The sequence below is a fragment of the Leeuwenhoekiella sp. A2 genome (assembly GCF_047946655.1).
Taxonomy (GTDB): domain Bacteria; phylum Bacteroidota; class Bacteroidia; order Flavobacteriales; family Flavobacteriaceae; genus Leeuwenhoekiella.
In genome coordinates this window covers 1,704,687-1,724,858 of record NZ_CP172311.1, presented here as the reverse complement: position 1 = coordinate 1,724,858, position 20,172 = coordinate 1,704,687, and the positions used below count along the sequence as shown (strand labels likewise).

General features: G+C 38.0%; 16 protein-coding genes. 7 read left to right on the top strand and 9 right to left on the bottom strand.

Features of this window, described 5'->3' with window-relative positions; all coding sequences use genetic code 11:
• The first annotated feature begins 28 nt into the window (after positions 1 to 28).
• On the top strand, positions 29 to 742 hold the full coding sequence (locus tag ACH3PA_RS07745; protein WP_416445492.1) for a 3'-5' exonuclease: 714 nt from the start codon (positions 29 to 31) through the stop codon (positions 740 to 742).
• Between the two features lie 60 nt (positions 743 to 802).
• On the opposite strand, the gene ACH3PA_RS07740 is transcribed toward ACH3PA_RS07745, so the two are convergent.
• Positions 803 to 4,129: a M4 family metallopeptidase gene (locus ACH3PA_RS07740; RefSeq protein WP_416445494.1), complete on the bottom strand. Its 3,327-nt coding sequence runs from the start codon at positions 4,127 to 4,129 to the stop codon at positions 803 to 805.
• Positions 4,130 to 4,361: 232 nt separating this feature from the next.
• On the opposite strand from ACH3PA_RS07740, the gene ACH3PA_RS07735 reads away from it, so the two are divergent.
• Complete coding sequence (locus ACH3PA_RS07735; protein WP_416445496.1) at positions 4,362 to 6,050, top strand: ABC transporter ATP-binding protein; 1,689 nt, start codon at positions 4,362 to 4,364, stop codon at positions 6,048 to 6,050.
• A 469-nt stretch (positions 6,051 to 6,519) separates the two neighbouring features.
• On the opposite strand, the gene ACH3PA_RS07730 is transcribed toward ACH3PA_RS07735, so the two are convergent.
• From ACH3PA_RS07730 to ACH3PA_RS07705, 6 genes are all read right to left on the bottom strand, one after another.
• Entirely contained in the window at positions 6,520 to 7,170 is a 651-nt protein-coding gene (locus tag ACH3PA_RS07730; RefSeq protein ID WP_416445498.1) for a 3-oxoacid CoA-transferase subunit B, read from the bottom strand.
• 2 nt (positions 7,171 to 7,172) lie between these two features.
• Complete coding sequence (locus ACH3PA_RS07725; protein WP_416445500.1) at positions 7,173 to 7,811, bottom strand: peroxiredoxin; 639 nt, start codon at positions 7,809 to 7,811, stop codon at positions 7,173 to 7,175.
• Between the two features lie 24 nt (positions 7,812 to 7,835).
• On the bottom strand, positions 7,836 to 8,537 hold the full coding sequence (locus tag ACH3PA_RS07720; protein ID WP_416445502.1) for a CoA transferase subunit A: 702 nt from the start codon (positions 8,535 to 8,537) through the stop codon (positions 7,836 to 7,838).
• A gap of 166 nt (positions 8,538 to 8,703) precedes the next feature.
• The gene (locus ACH3PA_RS07715; RefSeq protein ID WP_416445504.1) at positions 8,704 to 11,040 is read right to left on the bottom strand and encodes a penicillin-binding protein 1A; all 2,337 of its coding nucleotides are present in this window, start codon (positions 11,038 to 11,040) and stop codon (positions 8,704 to 8,706) included.
• Between the two features lie 4 nt (positions 11,041 to 11,044).
• Entirely contained in the window at positions 11,045 to 11,530 is a 486-nt protein-coding gene (locus ACH3PA_RS07710; RefSeq protein WP_416445506.1) for a gliding motility lipoprotein GldH, read from the bottom strand.
• A 1-nt stretch (position 11,531) separates the two neighbouring features.
• Positions 11,532 to 12,692, bottom strand: coding sequence for a PSP1 domain-containing protein (locus tag ACH3PA_RS07705; protein ID WP_416445509.1), 1,161 nt, complete (start codon positions 12,690 to 12,692; stop codon positions 11,532 to 11,534).
• 344 nt (positions 12,693 to 13,036) lie between these two features.
• Here ACH3PA_RS07705 and ACH3PA_RS07700 point away from each other — a divergent pair, with 344 nt between their 5' ends.
• Entirely contained in the window at positions 13,037 to 14,143 is a 1,107-nt protein-coding gene (locus tag ACH3PA_RS07700; RefSeq protein ID WP_416445511.1) for a hypothetical protein, read from the top strand.
• A gap of 77 nt (positions 14,144 to 14,220) precedes the next feature.
• On the opposite strand, the gene ACH3PA_RS07695 is transcribed toward ACH3PA_RS07700, so the two are convergent.
• Entirely contained in the window at positions 14,221 to 15,261 is a 1,041-nt protein-coding gene (locus ACH3PA_RS07695) for a rhodanese-related sulfurtransferase (protein WP_416445513.1), read from the bottom strand.
• A 419-nt stretch (positions 15,262 to 15,680) separates the two neighbouring features.
• Here ACH3PA_RS07695 and recA point away from each other — a divergent pair, with 419 nt between their 5' ends.
• The 4 genes from recA to ACH3PA_RS07675 all read left to right on the top strand — a co-directional run bounded on the left by recA (position 15,681) and on the right by ACH3PA_RS07675 (position 19,271).
• A complete protein-coding gene (recA, locus tag ACH3PA_RS07690) occupies positions 15,681 to 16,688 on the top strand; it encodes a recombinase RecA (RefSeq protein ID WP_416445515.1) in 1,008 nt (335 codons plus the stop codon).
• 71 nt (positions 16,689 to 16,759) lie between these two features.
• The gene (locus ACH3PA_RS07685; RefSeq protein WP_416445517.1) at positions 16,760 to 17,170 is read left to right on the top strand and encodes a hypothetical protein; all 411 of its coding nucleotides are present in this window, start codon (positions 16,760 to 16,762) and stop codon (positions 17,168 to 17,170) included.
• Between the two features lie 101 nt (positions 17,171 to 17,271).
• Complete coding sequence (locus ACH3PA_RS07680; RefSeq protein ID WP_416445519.1) at positions 17,272 to 17,829, top strand: RNA polymerase sigma factor; 558 nt, start codon at positions 17,272 to 17,274, stop codon at positions 17,827 to 17,829.
• Positions 17,830 to 17,831: 2 nt separating this feature from the next.
• A complete protein-coding gene (locus ACH3PA_RS07675; RefSeq protein WP_416445521.1) occupies positions 17,832 to 19,271 on the top strand; it encodes an outer membrane beta-barrel protein in 1,440 nt (479 codons plus the stop codon).
• Between the two features lie 68 nt (positions 19,272 to 19,339).
• Here ACH3PA_RS07675 and ACH3PA_RS07670 read toward each other — a convergent pair whose 3' ends face one another.
• A complete protein-coding gene (locus ACH3PA_RS07670; protein WP_416445523.1) occupies positions 19,340 to 20,098 on the bottom strand; it encodes a lysophospholipid acyltransferase family protein in 759 nt (252 codons plus the stop codon).
• Between the last annotated feature and the right edge of the window lie 74 nt (positions 20,099 to 20,172).

The window sequence follows — 20,172 nt, the reverse complement described above, 5'->3', positions numbered from 1 at the left end:
CGACAGGACGCGCTTAAAAAATTTATCTATGCTGAAAAGAATTAAACTTGAAAATATTCTATTTCTTGATATCGAAACTGTTCCTGAGGTGAAGTCTTTTGGTCTTTTATCTGAAGAGATGCAGCAACTTTACGCTGATAAAACAAAATATCAGCGAAAGGAAGAGTTTACTGCAGAAGAGTTTTATGACCGCGCAGGGATTTGGGCAGAATTTGGTAAAATCATCTGTCTTTCTGTGGGTTATTTTAAAATTCAAGGAGAAAACAGAAACTTTAGAACAACTTCGTTTTCCGGTGAAGAAGAAGAGATTTTAAGGGAATTTAAAACACTTCTTGAAACGCATTTCAATAAACCGCAGAATGTTTTATGCGCGCATAACGGGAAAGAGTTTGATTACCCTTTTATAGCACGCCGCATGATTATTCATAGTATCGAGCTTCCGTTTAAACTGAATTTCTTTGGTAAAAAACCATGGGAAGTTCCTCATTTGGATACTTTAGAATTGTGGAAATTTGGTGACTACAAACATTATACTTCGCTTAAACTCCTGACGAAAATTCTAAATATTCCGTCTCCTAAAACCGATATTGACGGTAGCGAAGTACGTGACGTCTTTTATGAGGAAAATGATCTCAACCGCATTGTTTTGTATTGCGAAAGGGATGTTGTTGCTGTCGCTCAGATTATTCTAAGATTGCGCAACGAGAAATTACTGGATGATGCTGAAATAATTTCGGTATAAAAAAACCCGAAGCATTTAAGCTTCGGGTTTTTAGTTACACGAGTTTTAACTTGGTTATATCTAATTTTTAATTAGTTTTTGAGTTTCCAGCATTCCATTATCTGAAGTGATTTCGACAAAATAGATTCCCGATTTTAACTGAGAAACATCTAGTTTTTCGCCAAATACATCATCAGTTACTTCAGTATACGATTTGCTCAAAACCACGCTTCCGCGGATGTCGTAAACAGAAAGCTTAATGTTGATCGGTGAATCTTCTATATCAAGCATCAATTTTACCTCAGCAAAATCTGCCGCCGGATTAGGATAAATGGTGAAATCGCCCTCAAAATCGGCATTTCCATCCATATTTCCGCCAAAGGTTTGTACAGTTCCTGTTTCTACTAAACTATTTGGCATCACACCAGCACCAGAAGTTCCTGTAATTACCACTTCGTCAATATAGATCAAGTCATTATTTGCACTTGCATCACACTGAAACCTGAATTGAGCACCATTTGTAAAGCTATAATCTGCGCTGCTCATATTGATAGTAGCTGTATAATACGTGTTATTATTAAAGCTTGTTCCTCTAGCGTAAGCAGCAACCGTTTGCCATCCTGAACCACTGTTGTAACGTACCCAGAAATCTTCGCCATTTTCCATACTGTATGAGTAGAAAGAGAAAGTGATATCTACATTATCATAAGGAGTAAGATTTACCGCTGAACTTGTCATAGAAGAGGCAGTCCCTGAATTATCTCTGATGTAGATTGAATAGCTACCTTCTGAGGAACGTGAACCGCTATAACGAGCGCAATCGCTACCACCGTCTGACCAGCCATCCCAGCCGCTCTCAAAATAACTGGCAATAAGCGTATCGTTTGCTCCGCCACCTGTAGAACCGCCTGTAGTTGTAACACTAACGGTAGAACTTGATGCTGAAATATTACCTGCGGCATCTTTAGCTCTAACTGAGAAACTATAAGTTGTAGCAGCCGTAAGACCTGTAATATTTGCAGAAGTACCGGTTACAGTTCCTAATAACGTACTGCCTTCATAAACATCATAACCTGTTACTCCTACATTATCTGAAGAAGCATTCCAGGAAAGATCTGCAGTTGTATCTGTAATATTAGAAGCCGCAAGACCTGCAGGAACAGAAGGTGCCTGTGTATCTGCTGTGCTTCCGCCACCACCAAAGACAACCGTGTAATCTTCTACCTCACCGTAAGAAAAGGATTCACAAGAAGAAGGAATTCCGTTATACTTCATTGAAACACGCATTCTTGTTTCGCCATCGAGCGCTGAAGTTGGCACTGTAAAGCTTCCGGAAATAGAACTGGAAGTCGTTGCAGAGCGGCTGAAAACTAATTCGCCAGAATCATCAAAGCTTTCATTTTGGTTGTAATCTATCCAAACGGCATAGCCTTCAGAATAAACCGTTCCTGTCCAAGTAGGAGTAATTGTTATTGTTGAAGAAGCACCTTTAGTAAGACTTGTAGAAACAGCGGTAAAATCTGTATAACCGCTAGTTGCACCAGATGCATTGTCTATGCTTTCTAATTGTACCCGACCAATATATTCATCACTTACGCTGTTTCCTGCAGAAGTACAATATGTAGAACTACCGCCACCGCCGTAAGCTTCACCCACATTTACTGCGTACCAGGCATTGGTTACAGCTTGCTCTTCTGCGCTACCTGCTCCATATAGATCTATAGCTGCCTGAATAGAACCAGAACGAGCATTAGCATAAGTAGAGTTTGCTGAAAGATAAACAGATTCTGTGCGATAAGTAATATCTGCGGCTTTGGTGATACCTATGCCAGCAACATCATAAACATCGCCTACATCATTACTACCAGAACCACCGGCAGTTACTAAATAGAACCAGTGATTTAAAACTCCGGAGTTTGTATGAACACCACAGTAATCATTATTACTTGTAGGTGTACAATTAGGATTTACCCAATATGAACCACCATAAGTATCTGGCTGACCCAAAGATTTAGGATCTGACATAGAGCGTAAAGCAGCAGAACCATTTCTTCTATCAATCTCATCGCCTATTAGCCAGATTGAAGCTGCCGGACTTAAATCATTGCCATTACCTTTAGCGTAGTGCTCTACCACAGCTCCCCAGATGTCTGAAAAACCCTCATTCATCCCACCAGATTCTTTTTGATATGCAAGATCTGCTGTGTATGTACAAACCGCGTGGCCTATCTCGTGAGCCGCTACATCTATAGAAGTAAGCGCGTCGAAATAGCCATTACCTTCTGCACCGTTTGAAGAACCATCACCGTACGACATGACAGAACCATTCCAGAATGCGTTATCATAATTTTGATCTACGTGTACATAACTGCGTATTTGCGTACCATTATTGTCATAGCTATTGCGACCTTGAACGTTTTTAAAGTAGTCATAAGTCATCATAGCTCCCCAATGTGCATCTAATGCTGCATTGTCTTTATTAGCGCTATGCTCCGCAGTCGTCCAGTTATTATCATTATCTGTAAACTGGTCATAGTTACTTATGTACGGATAACTATTACCCGGAGCCTGATTTTTAGCATCCCGCGTATAGACTTTACGAGAACTGTCACTCAAAATATAGCTGCTTCCGCTTAAAGCGGTCTCTATAGTTTGTGTTCCGCTATAGCGAGTTTGTGCCGAAGCAGTGACGTACATTCCCGCGGCCATATCATCAAATGCCGTGTCTGCTTCTTCTTTGGTTTTAACTGTAACCGGCATGTTGCCTACAAAACCAAAAGTATGTGCATGTTTAATAATACTGTTGTAAAACAAAGGTTCGCCACTTTTAGCATCTATGTAGAGCATACCACGACTAAGCGGTTGAGTCGCATAAATATCAAATTTATAAGCCAGTTTTAATTCTGTATTCTTATATGAAGTTAAGGGCAGAATGACAAGTTCACCTTCTGGTTTTGCATAGCTAATCTCTTTAGAAGCATCTGCATATTCCCATAAATAATGAGTAGCGCCAATATGAGCAATTGCTTTACTAAAAGCGGCCGATTTTGAGATCGCAGGGCTGGTTTTTACATCTTTTACAGCATAAAACTCACCGCTTATAGATACAGGTGTACCATTTTTTTCATGTATCGTAGGTTTTGCAAACTCTACAGGAATACCTTCAAATGTCTGTTGAAATCTTTTGTGTACAAATCCGCTCTCGGTCTGTCGTTCTAAAAGATTAAAGTCGCTTTCTGAATCGAGTTCTACTCTATCGTTAAAAATAGCTTTAGGCGTTGAAGCGCTTTTTGACCGGCTTTTGTCTAATTTTACAAGACCAGAAAATTTCTTGGGTTTCTCGTCATGAGGTTTTAGCGAATGTTTTTCCTGTGCGTGCACAGTAAAACCAAAGGTCAAGACTAGCATCAGTAGGAATTTAGGGTAGTTTTTAGTCATATAAGTAATTGATTAAAAATGGATCGAGGGGGCTTGTCTCGTTGACAAACCTGAGTCCAAAATGATAAATATTTAGATTAAATTCAAATATTTTCGACGAAACGCCGTAAAATAATCAGAATAAAGATTAAAATGTTAAATTATTTATAAATAGAACAAGTATAAATCGAATTCTGAAATCACATTCTATTAAATTTGAATAATGCGAAAGACACTTTTAAAGATTGAAAATTTAAGTCTTGGTTTTAACCAGAATAATAAATATTCATCAGTACTCAAGAATGTAAGTTTTGATGTTTTTGAAAACGAAATTCTGGGAATTGTAGGTGAATCAGGTTCTGGGAAATCTGTTACAAACCTTGCTATTTTGGGTCTGTTGCCAAAAAGAATTACTTCTATAGAAAGCGGAAGCATTCTATTTGAAGGTCAGGACTTGCTTCAACTTAAAGAGTCTGCTTTGCAGGAAATACGAGGTAAAAAAGTCTCAATGATCTTTCAGGAACCTATGAGTTCGCTTAACCCATCTATGACATGTGGTAAACAGGTTACAGAGATTTTAGAAAGACATACAAATTTTCCGAAAAATGACCTAAAAAAGCAGGTTATATACCTTTTTGAGCAGGTAAAATTACCACGGCCAGAAAGTGTTTTTAAATCGTATCCGCATCAAATAAGTGGCGGGCAGAAGCAACGCGTAATGATTGCGATGGCTATCGCCTGTAAGCCTAAAGTTTTAATTGCTGATGAACCTACGACAGCTTTAGATGTTACCGTACAGAAAGAGATAATCAATCTTTTAAAAGAACTTCAACAAGAAACCAAAATGAGTGTGATCTTTATTTCACATGATCTGTCACTTGTTAGCGAACTGGCAGATAGAGTGGTTGTCATGTATAGGGGTGAAATTGTGGAGCAGGGTAAAACAAAAGATATTTTTCATAATGCACAAAGTGATTATACCAAAGCGCTAATACATGCGCGACCTGCGATGCATGAACGTTTAGCAAAACTTCCCACAGTCTCAGATTACCTGGAGAAAAGAGTTAAAAGCAGAGTAATTGACTCAAGAGAAAGAACCGAAAATCATTTAAGAATTTATAAAAAAACGCCTTTAGTAGAAGTAAAAAATGTCTCTAAGAATTATTACACTAACGCAGGTTTTTTTCGCAAAAGCGAAATTGTAAAAGCCGTTGACGATGTGAGTTTTGATATTTATGAAGGTGAAACTCTTGGACTTGTAGGAGAATCGGGCTGTGGTAAATCTACGTTAGGTAACTTGATATTGGGTCTGGATAAGGCCTCTGCAGGACAGATATTTTATCGTGGTAAGGATATTGTTTCTCTAAAAGGAAAAGAACTAAGGTCTCTTAGAAAAGATATACAGATAATTTTTCAGGATCCCTATTCCTCTCTTAATCCTCGTCTTACGGTTGGTCAGGCCATTGTAGAAGCCATGCAGGTTCATAATTTAAATGGAAGCGGGGTTGAGCGAAAAGAAAAAGCTATGCAATTGCTGGAACAGGTAGGTTTATTGCCAGAACACTTTTACAGATATCCCCATGAGTTTAGTGGTGGTCAAAGACAACGTATAGGTATTGCTCGCACAATTGCTGTGCAACCTAAGTTTATCGTCTGCGATGAGTCTGTTTCTGCTTTAGATATTTCTGTACAGGCACAGGTACTAAATTTACTTAATGAACTGAAAGATAAATTTGGGTTTACTTATCTATTTATATCACATGATCTTGCGGTAGTCAAGTATATGGCAGATCAACTTCTGGTCATGCAAGAAGGAATTATAGAAGAAAAAGGTGAGGCAGACGCTGTTTATGCGCAGCCACAAAGTTCATACACACGTTCTCTTATAGATGCAATCCCAAAAGGGATCTAGAACATAAACAAAAACACTTTACGAGCGAGATACATAAAGTCTGCTAAGACTCTAAAGCCTCCTTTTAGGGTGTTGAAAGTTCTGGTGAGGGGCATTTGCTGTTGGGGTTGTAATATTTTCATAATAATGCAGTAGGTAAATAATTAAAAAACCGCAGGGCTCCCCCTGCGGTTCTAACAAATCATAACATCAAAACTCTCCAATTTTGAAGTTACACGTATCTCAGGACTCCTCCCGAAATACGGTACGTGCACCAATTCTGTTTGGGGACCACTAAAGTAGAAATATTTTCATAACAAGCAAACCCAAAAATTAAAAAAATGCGCTAAATGTTAAAAATTAGTGCGTTTCATCGAATTAAAGTGAAACTTTAACGTTTAAATGTTATCAATAGAAGATTTATCCTATTAATCTGAACAAAAAAGCGAGACCAAATGATCTCGCTTTTTAGTATTTATATAATAGGATTCTAATGCATTTCAGGAATTTCTCCTTCTACTATAAGATGACCTTCTGTAGCTTTAACTATTTCATCAATTGATACTTCCGGCGCTCGCTCAAGCAATTTAAAGCCTTTATGAGTTACCTCAATTACTGCAAGATTAGTAACTATCTTAGTAACACAGCCTACGCCTGTAAGGGGTAAACTACATCTTCTTAAAAGTTTAGATTCACCTTCACGATTAGTGTGCATCATTGCAACTATGATATTCTCTGCGCTTGCAACAAGATCCATAGCACCTCCCATACCTTTAACCATTTTGCCGGGTATTTTCCAATTGGCAATATCCCCATTTTCGGCAACTTCCATAGCACCAAGAATGGTGAGATCTACATGCTTACCCCTTATCATGGCAAAACTTAAAGATGAATCAAAAAAAGAGGCTCCTTTAAGTGTTGTTATGGTTTGTTTACCAGCATTTATGATATCTGCATCTTCTTGTCCTTCAAAAGGGAAAGGACCCATTCCTAATACTCCGTTTTCACTTTGAAACTCTACACTGATGTCATCGCGCACGTAATTTGCTACCAGAGTGGGAATGCCAATTCCCAGATTTACATAGTAGCCGTCTTTTACTTCCTGAGCAATACGCCGTGCGATTCCATTTTTATCAAGCATCTTTATTTATTAGGTTGCGGAGTCATTCTTAAGTAAGGCTTGATCTCAGTATGCCCTTTTGGGAAAAATTCTGGTATTTGATCATCTGTAACTGATGGAGATATTACACAGTCGTCACCATCTTTCCAGTTAGCCGGTGTAGCAACTTTATGATAAGCCGTTAATTGTAGTGAATCTATAACTCTTAGTATCTCATCAAAGTTGCGCCCTGTTGAAGGAGGATAAGTAAGTGTTAATTTGATTTTCTTGTCAGGATCTATAATAAATACAGACCTTACCGTTGCTTTACTATCTGCATTAGGATGAATCATATCATAAAGTTCTGCAACTTTGTGGTCCTCATCTGCAATTATAGGATAGTTAACTTCTGTATTTTGAGTTTCATTTATATCCTTAATCCACTCCTTATGTGATACAAGTCCGTCAACACTTAATGCTATAGGCTTTACATTTCTTTTTTGAAATTCACCATAGTAATTTGCTACTGTTCCTAATTCTGTTGTGCAAACAGGTGTATAGTCTGAAGGATGGGAGAAAAATATTCCCCAACTATCTCCTAACCATTCATGAAAATTTATTTCTCCTTCAGTAGTTTGTGCTGTAAAATCTGGAGCTGTATCTCCCAATCTTAAATGTGCCATTATTCTGTTTTTTTTGATTTGTTATTATTCTCTTTTTCTCACTGTGCGCTTTTCTATGCGCTTTTCAAACTTTTCTCCTTTAAATATGCGCTGAACAAATATCCCGGGAATATGAATCTGATTAGGGTCTAACTCTCCCGCCTCTAATAGTTCTTCTACCTCAACCACGGTCACTTTAGCCGCTCCACACATTACAGGATTAAAGTTACGTGCTGTCCCTTTAAAAATTAAATTTCCCGCTTTATCCCCTTTCCAGGCTTTGATAAATGCGAAATCTGCTTTAAAAGCCTGTTCTAATACATACATTTTGTCGTCAAACTCTCTGGTTTCTTTCTCAAATGCCACTTCAGTTCCATATCCTGCCGGAGTGTAAAATGCAGGAATGCCACTTTGAGCAGCTCGACAACGCTCTGCTAAAGTACCTTGAGGTATAAGTTCAACATCCAACTCACCGCTAAGCATCTGTCTTTCAAACTCTGCGTTTTCCCCTACATAAGAAGAAATCATTTTTTTTATCTGATGCTTTTCTAAAAGCAAGCCTAAACCAAAACCATCTACTCCTGCATTATTAGAAATACAAGTAAGATTTTTAACTTCTAATCTTACCAGTTCGGCAATTGCATTTTCAGGAATTCCGCTTAAGCCAAAACCACCTAACATGCACGTCATACCACTCTCTACACCTTCTAAAGCTTCTTGTACCGAGTTAACGGTTTTGTTTATCATATTCTAAATTTTACCTTAGAAAATTACGAAAATATGCCGCGGTCACCAATGATTTTATGAGAATAATAGGATTGTGCTAAAACCAAAAGCCTCTCAGAACTGAGAGGCTTTAAATAAAATATTATAACTAATCTAAACTGAAAATTTAACTGCTTCTAAGTATCATTTAGAAATCTAACTCATCTGGCAGTTCATCACCTGTGTGATCACCTTCTGCAGGAACATCGCAATCTATTCTAATTGATAGATTTTCTGGTTTTTCAAATTCCTCTTGAGATACATTTAGTTCATCATCTGCATAGCACTGTTTCATATACGTGCCCCAAATAGGCAGTGCCATTGTCGCTCCCTGCCCATAAGTAATACCACTAAAGTGAACAGATCTGTCATCGCCGCCAACCCAAACACCAGTTACCAAATTAGGAACCATACCCATAAACCAACCATCACTTTGATTTTGTGTTGTACCTGTTTTACCGGCAATAGGATTTGTAAAAGCGTAAGGATAGCCTGTAATTACATTTTTATACATATAATCTGAAGCCCATGTATGTCTTAGCCGTGCACCAGAACCATATTGCGTAACACCTTCCATAAGGTTTACGGTAACATATGCAGATTCTTTGCTTAACACATCTCTAGTTTGAGGCACATGTTGATAAAGAATAGTTCCGTTCTTATCTACAATTGTACTTATGATCTGCGGCTGTACATGTACGCCTTGATTAGCAAAAGCAGAGTAAGCAGAAACCATTTCAAAAAGGCTAAGGTCTGCCGTTCCTAAAGCGAGTGATGGCACAGCAGGAATATTTTTAGTGTCAATACCCAGTTTCTCGATGAGATCGATCACCGGTTGTGGTCCTACACGATCCATAAGGCGTGCAGAAATCGTATTTATAGAATTGGCCAGCGCACTCTTTAAAGTCACCATACCACCATAACCACCGCTTGAGTTTTCAGGGCACCAGTCTTCAGCAACACCATAACGCCCTTTTGGGATACAATACATAACATTAGATAAGGTGTCGCATGGCGATAGATGTAGCTGGTCTATGGCTGTAGCATATAAAAATGGTTTAAAAGTTGATCCCACCTGGCGCTTTCCAGATTTAACATGGTCAAATTGAAAATGTTTGTAGTCAACACCACCTACCCAAGCCTTTACTTCGCCGGTTTGCGGAGTCATACTTAACATGCCTGCGCGCAAGAACTTTTTATAGTAGCGTATAGAATCTAAAGGGGTCATTACCGTATCTATCTCATCTTCCTGCTCCCAGCTAAAGACACGCATTTCAACTTTTTCCTTAAATGATGCCAGAATCTCTTCTTTATTCATTCCTCTTGCTGCCATTCTTTTCCAGCGGTCAGAATTATGCATGGCTCTGTTAATGATGCCGTTTTCCTGCTCTGTGGTAATATCTCTAAAGGGCGCAGTTTTGTTATTTCTATTCTGCTTATCAAATTCGCGTTGCAGATTTGTCATATGCTCTTTTACAGCATTCTCTGCATATTGTTGCATTCTTGAATCAATAGTGGTTGTAATTACAAGACCATCGCGATAAATATTGTAGTATTCATCATTACCATCGCTATCTTTCCCTTTAGGGTTCTCTTCAAGCCATTCTTTCATAAAACCTCTTAGATATTCTCTAAAATAGGTCGCAATTCCATCTGAATGTGATTCTGGCGAAAAATCTAATTTTATAGGTTGTGCCTGTAAACTGTCTACAACAGATTCACTCAACTTCCCTGTTTCGGCCATTAGAGCCAATACCGTATTACGGCGTTCAAGTGATTTATCTTTAGATATCTCCCGGTTTGGGTTGTACTGTCTGGGGTTTTTAAGCATTCCCGCAATAACAGCAGATTCTTCAGGACGTAATTCTATAGGTTCTTTTCCAAAATAAATGCGCGCTGCAGAACGTATCCCAATTGCATTAAAGAGAAAATCCTGCTTATTGAGGTACATGGTAATAATTTCCTCTTTAGTATACTGTCGTTCAAGACGTGTAGCTATGATCCACTCTTTTATCTTTTGCATTAAACGATCTACCGTACTCTGGGGTGTATCTGAAAAAAGAAGTTTTGCAAGCTGTTGAGTAATTGTACTCGCCCCGCCATTAGAACCCAGAAATACCACCGCTCTTGCAGTACCACGCGCATCAATACCAGAATGATCATAAAAACGGCGATCTTCCGTCGCAACTACAGCATCGATAAGGTTTTTAGGCAAATCGTCATACTTAACCGGAGTTCTGTTCTCACTATAGAATTTGCCCAAAGTTTTACCATCTGCAGATAAAATTTCTGTTGCCAGATTTGTTTCTGGGTTTTCTAATTCTTCAAAAGTTGGTAATTGACCAAAAACACCCCACCCGGCTAATAAAAATAGGAGTACGATAAATCCTAATCCACCAGCGAAAAGAATCCAAAACCATTTTTTATAAGTAGAAAAGTCCTGTTTTTTAGCGGTTTTAGGCGCTTTTTTAGCCTGTTTTGCCATTTTTTTAATCGTTATTAGATTTTTCTATACGTAATCCCACATCTCTAATCCCTTCAAGAGCAGTAACAGGATCAACATCACCGTTACGACGCATCGCCTGTTTTATTTTAAAAGTATATTCTCCGCTTTCGCTGAATTTCACGCTTTCCTTATACCAGAGTTTACTCTCTTTTAAATCACTAAACCCCGTACCCAACCAGGAGCCATCAGGGCGAGCCATATCGTATTGTAAAGTGTCTGTTATCAATCGCCCATGCGGAAACTGCATCTGTGTAATTAGAAAAAGATTGCTGTAACTATAATTGTTGTCGTTGCGCAGGGTTATAAAAACATTATAAGACTGCAAACTATCTAGTTGATTTACCTTAAACACCACTGCTGAATCTTTGTGCCAAACATGACCCACTTCTTTGTATTGATGAAAAACACGCTTATCATCACAAGAACTCACTAAAAACACTAAAAAAAGTACAGCTATTATTCTGCTCATTTTAGTTTGAGCCTTTTTTGTGTTGCGTTTTCTTTTTATTCTGCGGCTTTCTTTTTTTACGCCTTCTTTTAGGGGCATCAAATCGAGTTAAACTATCCTGACCTACAACGTTGCCAAAATCTACTTTAGTATCATTAACATGTTCTGCCGCATATTCCTCAAGACTGGCGACAGGTTTATTATTCTTGTTAGATTCAAGAATTTCATTTGCTTGGTCTGTAGTAAGCTTGTGCCAGTTCATCCATTCTCCTTCATAAGCATACCAAAGATGCCCCTGAAAGATGTCTATTTTTTGACATACAGCAGTCCCTTTTTGGGTTTTAAGCTTTTGGTCTGTCTTAGGAAAATCTTTAAGTGCATCCAGATAAGCGTCAAGCTCATAGTTTAAACAGCACTTAAGCTTACCGCATTGCCCTGCAAGCTTTTGAGGATTAAGCGACAGTTGTTGATAGCGAGCGGCGCTGGTACTTACAGATCTAAAATCTGTAAGCCAGGTAGAGCAGCAAAGTTCGCGCCCACAAGATCCTATTCCGCCTAAGCGGGAAGCTTCTTGTCTAAAACCTATTTGACGCATTTCTATACGTATGCGAAATTCCTGAGCAAATTCTTTAATAAGTTGTCTAAAGTCAACGCGATCTTCTGCTGTATAATAAAAAGTAGCTTTAGAACCATCACCCTGAAACTCAATATCAGATATTTTCATCTGTAAGCCCAGTCGTATTGCTATTTGTCTGGAGCGCACTTTTATAGCTTCTTCTTTGTCTTTTAGTTCTGTCCAGACATCAATATCCTTTTGAGTGGCTTTACGATAGATCTTAAGAATTTCATCGCCGGTTTGGGGCGCTTTTTTCTTTTTCATCTGTATCCTTACCAGCTCGCCGGTAAGAGTAACGCTGCCTATATCATGACCAGAAGCTGCCTGTACAGCAAGTATATCGCCTATCCCGATAGAAAGACCTTCAGTATTTTTATAAAAATCTTTACGGCCGTTCTTAAAACGCACCTCAACAAAATCAAATGGTTCCTGCCCTTCCGGAAGGCTCATATTAGCAAGCCAGTCAAAAACCGTTAATTTATTACATCCATCTGTACCGCAGGTACCGTTATTTTTACATCCACGCGGTTGACCGCTTTCAGTCGTACCACAATTTCCACACGCCATGGGGTCTATATATTTGAGAGTTAACCTTCAACAAACAGAAAAACGAAGCAGAATTTCACGCATTCTACCCGATTTTTTGCCTTTAGAAGTAACTTTTTAACACTATTATTTGTATTGACAAAGTTGCATAAAATCGATGACAAATAGAAGAAATACTTATTTATCCTGGATTGCGAAGAATAATGCTGCTTTTATTTCGCTATAGCGAAACTAAACACCCTATTTAAAACATAGGAAAGATCTCACAATATCTAACGTTTGCGTATTAAACTTAAAAATTATGACTATTTCTAATTAATTTTTGACACTTTTAACTTCAACAATATTTTAAACTATAAATTATAATGAAAAAGAATTTTACCCAACGCTCTGTTACTTTTACTTTAGCATTAGGAGGATTACTGCTTGCCGCTTGTAGCCCTGATGCAGGACTGGAGAATCTCAATGAGGTTGACAATTTTAAAACGCTTGATTTACACGCACAAAGCGGAGATATTAAAATTGACACAGAATTACCAGCTCTTGAAGGTTATATCTTTAATGATGTTCCTTTTAACTTTGCTAATGCTGTAGAACCAAGTGCATGCGCGCCCACTGCTTTTGACGAAGTTATTGATGCTTCTATCAACAGCAATCTTGATTATTACGGGAGTTTATACTACAACACCTACGCTTCTATAAATCAAATATATAGTATCATTAATCAGGATGAGCAATACTTTGGCGCAGAAGGACAATACACAAACTATGTTGCAAAACGCAAAAGAGAATTAGAGAAATTCTGGGACATGAGCGGTCTCATTACGTTACACGGTCAGCACAACAGCACCTTAAATGATGTTGATAAAATCGCACAGGCTTATATGGCTGCAGGATATCCTGAAAGTAGCGCGTATGCAAATGCAAATGCTTTTTTGCAAATAAATGAGATAAGTACATTTTTAATTGAAAGCCCGTTGCTTTCTTTTGATGGTTTTGCATCATCAAGCAACCTTATCGTTATAGGTGATGGTATTGTAGAACTTGCTTCTAAAGCGGGTGTAGAAGATAAGATCGTGTGGTCTGGAATTCTTTCTCATGAGTGGGCGCACCAGATTCAGTTTGACAATATGCAAGAGTGGTACCCTAACGGCGCAGCAGATAATGCTCCTGAAGATACCAGAACCACAGAGCTGGAAGCAGATTTTTTTGCTGCTTACTATATGACTCACAAACGTGGGGCAACTTACAACTGGAAAAGAGTACAGGATTTTCTTGAACTGTATTTTAACATAGGCGACTGTAGCTTTACAAGTTCTGGTCACCACGGTACACCAGAGCAACGTATGCGTTCTGCAGAAGCTGGTTATGAACTGGCAAGCAGCACTTTTCCTAAAGGGAAGATCTTAAGCCCTGAAGAAGTACATGAGTTATTTTTAGAAAGTCTTGACGCTATCGTTTCAGGAAGCTAAACTGACCCTAAAACTCAGATAAACAAACAAAAGAGCCGGCAAAAACCGGCTCTTTTTATATGAAAATCGGCTAAAAACTAGCTAATATTGCGTTGATATTTAAGCTTTTCAGAACGGCCTTTTTTAAATATCTTATTGCTGTTAGGTTTACCTTTTCGCAATTCTTTTTGCTCCTCATAAGGTAAGTGAATAATATCCTGACATTCTGAAGAACAGCAGTTATCCATTTTAGAAGCACATTCTTCGCACTGTATAAACAGCAGGTGGCAAGCTTCATTATCACAGTTTACGTGTGTATCACAAGGCTTACCGCACTGGTGACAGTTAGAAATAATATCTTCTGTAATGCGCTCTCCCCTTCTGTGATCAAAAACAAAATTTTTTCCTTTAAACTTATTTTCAATTTTAAGCTGCTCTACCTGACGAGCATATTCTATAATACCGCCTTCTAATTGATAAACCTGCTTAAAACCTTTATGGCGGTAATATGCACTGGCTTTCTCACAGCGTATACCTCCTGTACAATACATCACCAGCTTTTTATCTTCTTTGTGATCTTTTAAGTCTTCTTCAATAAGGTCTAAGCTGTCGCGAAAGGTGTCAACGTCTGGAGTAATCGCATTTTTAAAATGGCCTATTTCGCTTTCATAATGATTACGCATGTCTACCAGAACGGTATTCTCATCTTCTATAAGCTCATTAAAAGTGACCGCATCTACATGAATACCTTTATTAGTAACATCAAAAGTGTCATCGTTTAAGCCGTCTGCAACGATCTTGTTACGCACTTTTACTTTCAGCTTTAAAAAAGCTTTTGAGTCATGCTCTATAGCGATATTAAGACGTACATTTTCTAAAAAGTAAATTCCGTCAAGAAAATCTTTAAACGCAGCAAAGTTCTGTGCAGGAACAGACAGTTGGGCATTTATCCCTTCATGAGCTACATAAATCCTGCCCAGCACGTTAAGCGCATCCCAGGCTACAAATAAATGATTTCTAAATAATTGCGGATTGCCAATTTTGGCATATTGATAAAAAGAAAGAGTAAGACGATCTTCGCCAGCTTCATCTATAAGAGCTGCCCTTTCTTTCGCACTTAGTTTATTGTACAGTTGCATGCTATACTAATTTTATAAGATTAAAAGTGCCACAAAAGTACCATTTTCTAGCCCTTTGAGCAAATTGAGAACAGATCAAAAAAACGCCCATAATCTTTTAAGGGCATTTTTCTTTGAACGGCTAATTCAAGGTTATTAATTCTAAAGTTTTATTCTTTAAAACCTTAGCCGCCGTCTAACCGGTAATTGCAGCAAAAGGAGTTTAACTGCCCTCTGTTTTTCCTGCAATAGATCAATTTCCATTTTAAAGCCATAATGCTTCATTTTATAATGAGATGAAATTTTTTCTCAATGGTTGCGCGGCTTATTGTTAAAGCTTTAAAGCTGCAAGAACATACCTGCAGAATACAAAAGCACATTGTATCGGTTAAAAAGAAGTGGTACTTTAGCACCTTATAATAAATTGAGAAAGAAAGACTATGAGTAAAGAACAAGATGCTAAATTAAAAGCTTTAAAACTCACTCTTGATAAGCTAGACAAGACCTATGGTAAGGGTACGGTGATGAAGATGGGAGATAATGCCATTGTTGAGGTAGAATCTATCTCTACAGGATCGTTAGGTCTAGATCTTGCATTAGGCGTAGGTGGTTATCCTAAAGGTCGCGTTATAGAAATATATGGCCCAGAATCTTCTGGTAAAACTACACTTACATTACACGCTATTGCCCAGTCACAGAAAAAAGGTGGTATCGCTGCTTTTATAGATGCAGAACACGCTTTTGACCGTTTTTATGCCGAAAAATTAGGCGTAGATATAGAAAACCTGATCATCTCACAGCCAGATAACGGGGAGCAGGCTCTTGAGATCGCAGATAATTTAATACGCTCTGGCGCAATAGATATTATCGTTATTGACTCTGTAGCTGCACTTACGCCTAAAAGCGAAATAGAAGGTGAAATGGGTGACTCAAAAATGGGTCTTCATGCCAGATTAATGTCACAGGCACTGCGTAAATTAACCGGTTCTATTAGCAAGACAAATTGTACCGTAATCTTTATTAACCAGTTGCGTGAGAAAATAGGTGTTATGTTTGGTAACCCTGAAACAACTACAGGTGGTAATGCGCTTAAATTTTACGCTTCGGTACGTTTAGATATTAGAAGATCTACGCAGATAAAAGACAGCAACGGTAATGTTATAGGTAACAAGACCAGAGTAAAAGTGGTTAAGAATAAAGTTGCTCCTCCTTTCCGTCAGGCAGAATTTGATATCATGTACGGTGAGGGAATTTCTAAAATAGGAGAAGTAATTGACATAGGTGTAGATTATGAGATCGTGAAGAAAAGCGGATCGTGGTTTAGCTATGAAGAAACAAAACTTGGTCAGGGTCGTGATGCCGTAAAAGCAATTCTTAACGACAATCCTGATCTTATGGAAGAACTTGAAGTGAAAATTAAAGAAGCAATTAAAATAGCACACGGCTAGAAAAGATTTTTTTACCGCACGCAACCTTTTTCAGCTTTCTGCATCTTTATTAAAAATAAATTGCTAGAAATATGAAAAAGGTTTTTTTGTTATTAGGTGTTTTAGGTTTAATCACCAGTTGTTCTCTTGATGATGATGCAGAACAATACAGTTTTGAAGCCGTTGCGGTAGATAGTGCAACACTTCCAGACACATTAATTTATGGGCAGCGTTACCAGTTTCCTATAAGCTACACACCGCCTACCAGTTGTTACCAGTTCTATGGTTTTGACTTTCAAAGACAGGATAGCACGCGGTACGTAACTGTTATTAACCGTGTTGTAGAGAATGACACTTGCCAGGAAAATACAACGCAGGTAGAGCAGGATTTAGATTTTGAAGTTCTTTACAGATACAAATATGTGTTTAAGTTTTATCAGGGTAATGATACTAATGACGAACCCATATATTTAACAAAAACAATTCCTGTAAAAGACGAATAGTAACCACCTCATATCAGGCTTAGGGACTTTAAAAAGCAAATTTTTAGATTATAAGGCAAGCCTGGCAGCTCCTTTAAATTATGATTATCGAGTAAAACTATATGAATCATGCGGGTCTGGATCAACTCATAAATGACTGTAAAAAACAGTACCCAAAAGCGCAGGAAAACCTGTATAAGCGCTATGCGAGTACTTTGTTTTCTGTAGCGTTAAAGTATTCTCGTAATTACGCTGAAGCAGAAGATAATTTACACGATGCCTTTTTAATAATCTTTAAAAAAATAGAGCAATATAATTTTAAAGGTTCTTTTGAAGGTTGGCTAAAACGTATTGTCATCAATGTCACGTTACAGCGATACAGACAACCCGATCTTTTTGAAATTGTAAGTGAAGAAAAACTCGTCTATGTAGAGCTGGAAATTGATGAAGACCTCTCACTTGAATTTCTGCTTAAAATAATACAAGAACTGCCAGACAGGTACAGACTGGTTTTTAACCTGTACGCACTAGACGGTTACTCGCATAAAGAAATAGCGACGATGCTTGCTATTTCTGAGGGAACATCAAAATCTAACCTGGCACGCGCCAGGATGATTTTAAAAAACAAAATAGAGGCGCGTAAAGAAAACACAAATTTTAGTTTACAAGCCCCTGATTAATAATGGAAAAGAAAAATATAGACAGACTCTTTCAGGAAAAGTTTAAAGACTTTGAAGCCCATCCCAGCGATAGAGTATGGGAGCGTCTCGCTGCACGCGAAAAAAAGAAACGCTCAATCATAATCCCGTTATGGTTTAAACTTGGGTCTGCGGCGGCTGTTATATTGTTGCTGCTTTGGTTAGGTAATTCAGTAATAGATAAAAATGTCTCTTCACCCCTGGTTAATGAAAACCCTGTTTTAGTAAAAGATGACAAAGAACAACAACCACAATATAATGAGGTTAACAAGAAGGTTGTAGAGCAAAACACTACTGAACCCCCTCAAAGCAGCGACCCTGAAAAGGAGAAAATCGAAAACAAAGCATCTAAAAATGCTGCAATCGCAGAAGAAAACAGAAATTCTAATACAAATAATCAGGCCAAAAAACCGGCTTTAAATAGTCAAAAATCGGTTGTTTTCGATGAAAATCGACCTAAAAAATCCAGCGATAGCGGCGAAAAATTGGCTGAAAATCAAGGAAAACAGAGCGATTTTGAAAATACAGAAAATGGGGCAGTAAAAACTGAAAAACTTTCGCAAAGCCAAACCAAAACAACTGCAATTGCACAAATAGAATCTCCCACTATTAAAAAGAAATCTGAAGAAATAACCGAAGCAGAAAATGCACTTGAGCAATTAGAGAAAGAGAAGAACAGTGAAGTAGCATCTGTTGAGCCTGAAGAAAAAGATACAAAGCGCTGGGGTGTTTCTCCTCGTGTTGCACCGGTTTATTACGGTAGTTTTAGCGGTTCTGGTATAGACCCTCAGTTTAAAGACAACTCAAAAGAGGGCGAAGTAAACATGAGCTACGGGGTTCAGGTATCTTACGCGGTTAATGATCGCTTAAAAATACGTTCTGGCGTAAATAAAGTAAACCTAAGTTATAACACAGATAATATTGGGTTCTCACCAGATTTTAGAAGCAGGTCTTTAAGCAGCATAAACTACTCTAAGGGAGCCGATTTTATTGATGTAGGCGACGCAAGCACATTTTCTAGTATCGCTTCTTTAGCTAATGCCGAAATTCCTAATCAGGCTATTGATGGCAAGCTGAGTCAGGACCTGGGTTATTATGAAGTTCCACTTGAGATAGAATATGCCCTTGTAGATAAGAAAATCGCGCTGCAGGTAATAGGCGGTCTTAGTACACTTTTCTTAAATGATAATAAGATATCTATTGAAGACGGTGACTATACTACTCCGCTGGGCACTTCTAACAGTCTAAACAACATAAGTTTTTCTACAAATGTCGGGCTGGGGATAGATTATAATCTTAGCGAGAAATTACAGTTCAACCTTGAACCTATGTTTAAATATCAACTTAATTCTTATAAAAACACCGTGAGTGATTTTAAACCCTATTATCTGGGGCTTTACACCGGTGTGAGTTTTAAATTCTAAATTGAAAAAGAGAATACAAATTAGTCTTAGTTGATAAATCAATTGCTGTGAAGCAATTTAAGCCGCTCTTAATGGGCGGCTTTTTTATTATAGATATCGTTCAATAACTCCGTTCTTATTGCTTCGTGAGTCTGCTCACGCAATTCTTTTCTATCTATGAGTTTCTTGCCAGCAGTGTTGATAAAAGGAAGAACCTTAACGCGCATTCTTCCCGGTGAACCCGAAAAGAAATCATATGAGAACCTCTTTTTATTATCATAAAAAACGAGAGGAACAATAGGAATTTGATGTTCTATCGCAAGGCGAAAAGCACCGTCTTTAAATGAATCAAGCAGTAAGTTTCTGTCTTCAGGAACACCCCCTTCTGGGAAGATACAAATACTCAACCCTTGATTTAAGCGTTCTTGCGCACTCTCAAAAACTGCCATCCTGCTTTTTGCGTCACCGCGATCTACCAGAATACAGGTTTGTTTATAGAAGTAACCAAAAATGGGGAATTTTGAAAGCTCCTTTTTTCCTACAAAAACAAAAGGATTTCTAACCGAATGCAGCATGAGCATAATATCTACCATTGAGGTATGATTTGCTACATACATATAACTTTTGCCTTTTTCGGTCTTTTGTAACCGCTTAATTTGTGGCAAAAATCCCATGCCAAATAAAATAATTCGTGCCCAGAATCTGGCTAGCCTAAAGAAAAACGGGTACCAGTTGTCTTTTGCTACAGATATGAGCAAAAGCGGAAAAAGTACAAGAATGGGAAGGATAATTAGAATGTAAAACCAGATACGCCAAAGAAGGATAAAGAAATTTTTGATCAATTTCATTTACTGGTTTTTAGATGTTTTCATGCGGTTTTTGCTCATTTTTAACCGATTTTCATCTTCCAAAAATAGGTATT